Source organism: Azospirillum mesophilum, from assembly GCF_053470405.2.
Genome location: NZ_JBPXMQ020000043.1, coordinates 25,497 through 32,032, shown reverse-complemented (window position 1 = coordinate 32,032; position 6,536 = coordinate 25,497). Strand labels below are relative to the sequence as shown.

Annotated in this window: 6 protein-coding genes; all 6 read right to left on the bottom strand. The window is 68.4% G+C overall.

Features of this window, described 5'->3' with window-relative positions; translation table 11 throughout:
* Window positions 1-65: 65 nt before the first annotated feature.
* Window positions 66-1,859 (bottom strand): acyl-CoA dehydrogenase, encoded by a 1,794-nt coding sequence (locus ACSVC7_RS27245; protein WP_448207750.1) that lies wholly within the window; start codon window positions 1,857-1,859, stop codon window positions 66-68.
* Between the two features lie 49 nt (window positions 1,860-1,908).
* Window positions 1,909-2,838, bottom strand: coding sequence for an FAD-binding protein (locus tag ACSVC7_RS27240; RefSeq protein WP_448207751.1), 930 nt, complete (start codon window positions 2,836-2,838; stop codon window positions 1,909-1,911).
* 2 nt (window positions 2,839-2,840) lie between these two features.
* Window positions 2,841-3,587: an electron transfer flavoprotein subunit beta/FixA family protein gene (locus tag ACSVC7_RS27235; RefSeq protein ID WP_448207752.1), complete on the bottom strand. Its 747-nt coding sequence runs from the start codon at window positions 3,585-3,587 to the stop codon at window positions 2,841-2,843.
* A gap of 2 nt (window positions 3,588-3,589) precedes the next feature.
* A complete protein-coding gene (locus ACSVC7_RS27230; RefSeq protein ID WP_448207753.1) occupies window positions 3,590-5,218 on the bottom strand; it encodes an acyl-CoA synthetase in 1,629 nt (542 codons plus the stop codon).
* 131 nt (window positions 5,219-5,349) lie between these two features.
* Window positions 5,350-5,769: a rhodanese-like domain-containing protein gene (locus ACSVC7_RS27225; protein ID WP_448207754.1), complete on the bottom strand. Its 420-nt coding sequence runs from the start codon at window positions 5,767-5,769 to the stop codon at window positions 5,350-5,352.
* 42 nt (window positions 5,770-5,811) lie between these two features.
* Window positions 5,812-6,534, bottom strand: coding sequence for a response regulator transcription factor (locus ACSVC7_RS27220; RefSeq protein WP_448207755.1), 723 nt, complete (start codon window positions 6,532-6,534; stop codon window positions 5,812-5,814).
* Window positions 6,535-6,536 lie beyond the last annotated feature (2 nt).

Below are 6,536 nucleotides of genomic sequence, written 5' to 3'. Positions count from 1 at the left end.
GGGAAAAAGAAGGTCTGGGTTTGGGCAGCAGAAGCCACCCCCCCCAACGCCCGAGACCATGGCAATCAGAGCTGGGAGTTGTCCAGCGACATCACAGTGTCCGCGCCATTGACCACGGCGGCGCGGTAGCCTTCGACCTGCCCCAGCAGATGTTCGGCGAAGAAGCGCGCGGTGATCGGCTTGGCGGCCAGGAAGCCGTCGTCCGACGCCCCTTCCGCCAGTTGGCCGAGCGCCGCCTGCGCACCGATGGCGAGGTAATGGCCGCCGGCCACCAGACCCATGGCGTTCAGCAGCGACAGGGCGGCCGCGGCCGGACGCGCCGGGTCGGCGGCGTTGGCGAGGATCCAGGACGCGATCTCGCCGGTGCGCGACACGGCCAGCGCCAGTTCGCGGCCGATGACCTGGAGGTGGGCGTTGTCCGATGCCTCCAGAACCCGGGCGTTCCGCTCCACATCGCCGAGATAGGCGGTCAGCGAGGCGCCCTTGTCGCGCAGCAGCTTGCGGTTCACGAGGTCGTTGGCCTGGATGGCCGTCGTGCCCTCGTAGATGGTCGTGATGCGGGCGTCGCGCAGATGCTGGGCCGCACCCGTCTCCTCGACATAGCCCATGCCGCCGTGGATCTGCACGCCGTTGGAGGCGATGTCCTGCCCCATCTCCGTGCTCCAGCCCTTGGCGATGGGGGTCAGGATGTCTTCCAGGACGGAGGCGGTCTGGCGGGCTTCCTCCTCCGGGTGGTGGCTGCGGACGTCGTGGGCGGCGGCGGCGGTGTAGAGGATGCCGCGCATGGCCTCGATGCGCGCTTTCATCGTCATCAGCATCCGGCGCACTTCCGGATGATGGACGATACCGGCGGAACCGCTGCCCTGCCAGCCCGCCGGCTTGCCCTGCACACGCTCCCGCGCGTAGGTCAGGGCCTGCTGGTAGGCGCGCTCGGCGATGGCGAGTCCCTGGAGGCCGACGTTCTGCCGGGCGTGGTTCATCATCACAAACATGTACTCAAGGCCGCGGTTGGCCTCGCCGACCAGCCAGCCGATGGCGCCACCGTTGTCGCCGAAGGACAGCACCGCGGTCGGGCTGCCGTGGATGCCCAGCTTGTGCTCGATGGACACGCAGGCCACGTCGTTCCGCACGCCGGGCGTGCCGTCCGCGCCGACCAGGAACTTCGGCACGACGAACAGGGAAATCCCCTTCACGCCCGCAGGCGCGTCGGGCAGGCGCGCCAGCACCAGATGGATGATGTTTTCCGTCAGGTCATGATCGCCGTAGGTGATGAAAATCTTCTGGCCGAAGACCTTGAAGCTGCCGTCGCCGACCGGCTCCGCCTTCGACCGGATGGCCGCGAGGTCGGAGCCCGCCGCCGGCTCCGTCAGGTTCATGGTGCCGGTCCATTCGCCGGTGATCATCTTCGGCAGATACAGCGCCTTGATGTCCTCGGCCGCGAACTGCTGGAGCGCGTTGACCGCGCCCTGCGTCAGCATTGGGCACAGCGCGAAGGCCATGTTCGCGGTCTGCCACATCTCCTGAACGGCGGTGTTCAGAACGTTCGGCAGGCCCATGCCGCCCCATTCGGCGGAGAAGGGAAGACCGTTCCAGCCGCCCTCGACCAGAGTGTTCCAGGCGTCACCCCAGCCGTCCGGCGTGGTGACCTTGCCCTCGTCCCAGCGGGCACCCTGCTGGTCGCCGACCCGATTCAGCGGGGCCAGCACCCCGCCGGCGATCTTGGAGGCTTCCTCCAGGATGGAGTCGCGCAGCTCCTCCGTCGCTTCCTCATAGCCCGGAAGGGCGGCGACGGCGTCGATGCCGGCCACATGCTTCAGGACGAACTGGATGTCGCGCACCGGCGGGTTGTAGGCGGTCATGGCGGTCTTCACTCCCCAGCGTCAGTTTTTTGAAGGCGGCTTGTCAGGCTCAGACGGCCTGTTCCAGCTCCGGCAGAGCCTTGAACAGGTCGGCCACAAGGCCGTAGTCGGCAACCTGGAAAATCGGCGCCTCCTCGTCCTTGTTGATGGCGACGATGACTTTCGAGTCCTTCATGCCCGCCAGATGCTGGATGGCGCCGGAGATGCCGACGGCCACATACAGCTCGGGCGCCACGATCTTGCCGGTCTGGCCGACCTGATAGTCGTTCGGCACGAAGCCGGCGTCGACCGCCGCGCGTGACGCGCCGACGGCGGCACCCAGCTTGTCGGCGACCTTCTCCAGCAGGGCGAAGTTCTCGCCAGCCCCCATGCCGCGACCGCCGGAGATGACGATGCGGGCCGAGGTCAGTTCCGGACGCTCCGACTTCACGATCTCGGCGGAGACGAAGCGCGACAGGCCGGGGTTGCCGGCCGCCGACACCGCACGGACCTCGGCGGAACCGCCGGTCGCCGCGACCGCCTCGAAAGCGGTGGTGCGGACGGTGACGACCTTCACCTTGTCCGACGACTGCACGGTCGCCAGCGCGTTGCCGGCGTAGATCGGCCGCACGAAGGTGTCCGGCGATTCCACCGCCACGATGTCGGAGACCTGCGCCACGTCCAGCAGCGCGGCGACGCGCGGCAGCACGTTCTTCGCGGTCGCCGTCGCCGGGGCGAGGATGTGGCTGTAGTCCCCGGCGACCGAGACGATCAGCGCGGCCAGCGGCTCCGCCAGCGCGTGCTCATAGTCGTCACCCTCGGCCGTCAGGACCGTCGCGACGCCCTCGACAGCGGCGGCGGCCTGCGCGGCACCCGCGCCGGCGGCGGTGGCGACCAGAAGGTCGATGGGGGCGCCGATCCGCTTGGCGGCGGCGACGGCGTTCAGCGTGGCGGGCTTCAGAACGCCGCCTTCGGTTTCAGCGATGACCAGGGTACGCATCGTCAGATCACCTTCGCTTCGTTCTTCAGCTTGTCGACCAGGGCGGCCACGTCGGCGACCTTCACGCCGGCCTTGCGCGACGCGGGCTCAACCACCTTCAGCGTCTTCAGGCGCGGGGCGATGTCGACGCCCAGGCTGTCGGCCTTCACCACGTCCAGCGGCTTCTTCTTCGCCTTCATGATGTTGGGCAGGGAGGCGTAGCGCGGCTCGTTCAGGCGCAGGTCGGTGGTGATGACGGCCGGCAGGTTCAGCGCCACCGTCTCAAGCCCGCCGTCGATCTCGCGCGTGACCTCCACGCCCTCGCCCACCACGACCTTGGAGGCGAAGGTGGCCTGCGGCCAGCCGAGCAGGGCGGCCAGCATCTGGCCGGTCTGGTTGCTGTCGTCGTCGATGGCCTGCTTGCCGAGCAGCACGATCTGCGGCTGCTCCTTCTCGATGACGGCCTTCAGCAGCTTGGCGACGGCCAGCGGCTGAAGCTCGTCGTTCGCCTCCACCAGGATGCCCCGGTCGGCGCCCAGCGCCAGCGCGGTGCGCAGCGTTTCCTGCGCCTGCGTCGGCCCCATGGAGACGACGACGATCTCCGTCGCCTTGCCCGCTTCCTTCAGGCGGACCGCCTCTTCCACGGCGATCTCGTCGAAGGGGTTCATGGAGAACTTGACGTTGGACGTGTCCACGCCCGTCTGGTCGGCCTTGACGCGGATCTTGACGTTGTAGTCGACGACCCGCTTGACGGCGCACAACACCTTCATGATCACAACTCCTTGACCTGCTGGCGCAGGACGAACTTCTGGATTTTGCCCGTCGAGGTCTTGGGCAGCGGCTGGAACAGCACCGTGCGCGGCACCTTGAAGTGGGCCATGTGCTGGCGGCAGAAGGCGATGATGTCCGCCTCCGTCGCCTTGGAGCCTTCCTTCAGCGTGACGAAGGCGCAGGGCGTCTCGCCCCACTTCTCGTCGCGGCGGGCGACGACGGCGGCTTCCAGCACGTCCGGATGGCGGTAGAGGACGTCCTCGACCTCGATGGAGGAGATGTTCTCGCCGCCGGAGATGATGATGTCCTTGGAACGGTCCTTGATCTCCAGGTAGCCGTCCTCGTGCCAGACGGCGAGGTCGCCGGTGTGGAACCAGCCGCCGGCGAAGGCCTCGTCCGTGGCCTTCTGATTCTTCAGGTAGCCCTTCATGACGTTGTTGCCGCGCATGAAGATCTCGCCGACCGTGGCGCCGTCTTTCGGAACCGGCTCCAGCGTGCCGGGATCGGCGACCATGACGGCTTCCAGCATCGGGCCGCGCACGCCCTGGCGCGCCTTCAGCGCCGCCTTGTGGTCGAGCGGCAGGTCGTTCCACTTGTCCTGCCAGACGCACTGGGTCACCGGGCCGTAGACCTCGGTCAAGCCGTAGACGTGGGTGACCTCCCAGCCCATGCGCTCCATGCCCGCGATCACCGCGGCGGGCGGGGCGGCGCCGGCCGTCATCACCTTGACCTTGTGGTCGATGCCGGTCTTCAGGTCGGCCGGCGCGTTGTTGATCATGTTCAGCACGATCGGCGCGCCGCAGAAATGCGTCACCTTCTCCGTGCGGACCGCGTTCAGCAGTCCGTCCACGCGGACCGCGCGCAGGCAGACCGAGGTGCCGGCGACCACCGCCAGCGTCCAGGGGAAGCACCAGCCGTTGCAGTGAAACATCGGCAGCGTCCACAGATACACGGGCGCGTCGCCCATGCTCCAGGACAGCGCGTTGGACACGGCGTTCAGGTAGGCGCCGCGGTGATGGTAGACGACGCCCTTCGGGTTGCCGGTGGTGCCCGAGGTGTAGTTCAGGGCGATGGCGTCCCACTCGTCGCCCGGCATGGTCCAGGGGAAGTCGGCGTCGCCGGTGGCCAGGAACGCCTCGTAGTCGCATTCCCCGAACAGCTCCCCGCCGACATACTGCGGGTCGTCGATGTCGATCACCGGGATCGGGTTCTTCATCGCGGCGACGGCGGGCTTGCCGACCTTGGAGAACTCCCGGTCGCAGATCAGGACCTTGGCGTCGCCATGTTCCAGGATGAAGGTGATGGCCGGGGCGTCCAGGCGGGTGTTGATCGCGTTCAGGACGGCGCCGGCCAGCGGCACGCCGAAATGCGCCTCGAACAGTTCGGGCGTGTTGGCGGCGAGCATCGCCACCGTGTCGCCCTTGCCGATCCCCCGCTTGGCGAGCGCTGAGGCCAGCTTGCGGCAGCGCACGAAGGTTTCCGCCCAGGTGCGGCGCACGGTGCCGTGCACGACCGCGACGCGCTCCGGCCACACGCTGGCGGCGCGCTCCAGAAAGGTCAGGGGGGTGAGGGGGACGTGGTTGGCGGCGTTCTTATCGAGATGGAGGTCGTACGGACTGGTCGCGCTCATCGCACCGCTGCTCCCTAGATTGTGTCGCTGCCGCGTTGACCACGGCGTTGGCGGGGAGCCTAGCGGAGCGGCTTTTCAAAACTGTCTCCCAAATGTATCGAATTGTAATATGAGGGATCTCTGATGGGGGATCAGGCCGTGACCGGCCCGGGCTTCGGGCCGGTCGCGAAAGCAAACCCCTCGTCGGCCCAGCCGGTCATGCCGCCGATCATCAGCTTCACGGGACGCCCCAGCCGCGCCAGCCGCAGCGCGCCGCAGTCGGCGCCGTTGCAATGGGGGCCGGCGCAATAGACGACGAACAGCGTATCGTCAGGCCACTCCGCCATGCGGTGGGCGGTGATCTTCCCGTGCGGCAGGTTGACCGCTCCGGGCACATGGCTCTTGGCGTAGAGCGCGGGGCCGCGCACGTCGAGCAGCACGAAATCCTGCTGGCCGGTGCGCATGGCCTCGTGCACGTCCCAGCAGTCGGTTTCCAGGGACAGTCGGCGGGCGAAATGCTCCTCGGCGAGGCTGGACGGGGCGGCGGGGATCTCGGACACGGGGCTGGGCATGGCGTTTCTCCCGACGGGGGTGTAATGGGTGGAGGCCGTCCCTCAGCTCAGCCAGGTCACCTCGGCGGTGAACAGGTAGCCGGCGCCGTAGACGGTGCGGATCAGCTTTGGGGAGCGGGGGTCGTCCTCGATCTTCTTGCGGATGCGGGAGATGCGGACGTCGATGGCGCGGTCGAAGGGGATGTCGTCGCGGTCCAGCTCCGGCGCCTGAAGCTGCTCGCGCGTCAGGACGCGGCGGGGGGCCTTCAGCAGGGCCAGCAGCAGGGCGGCTTCTGCGGCGGTCAGGGTGGCGTGGCGGCCGTCGTCGGCGGTCAGGGTCAGTTCGCCGGGGTCGAAGGTCCAGTCGCCGAAGCGCGCCTTTTCGGAGCCCGGCCCGCGGGCGCGGGCGATCAGCTGCTCGCGCCGGCGGATCACCGTCTTGACCCGCGCCACCAGCTCGCGCGGCTCGAACGGCTTCACGATGTAGTCGTCGGCCCCCAGCTCCAGCCCCAGCACGCGGTCGGACACGTCGCCCCGGCCGGTCAGCACGATGACGCCGAAGCGCACGTCCTCCCACAGTTCGCGCACCAGGGTCAGCCCGTCCATGTCCGGCAGGCCGAGGTCGACGATGCACACGTCCGGCGGCTCGCGGCGGATGGCCGCCCGCGCCGCCGTCCCGGACCCGAACAGGGAGGCCGAAAAGCCGAAGCTTTCCAGGACGCCGCGCAGAAGGTTACGGACGTCGGGGTCGTCGTCGACGACGTAAACGAGTTTCCTCCCGTCCATGC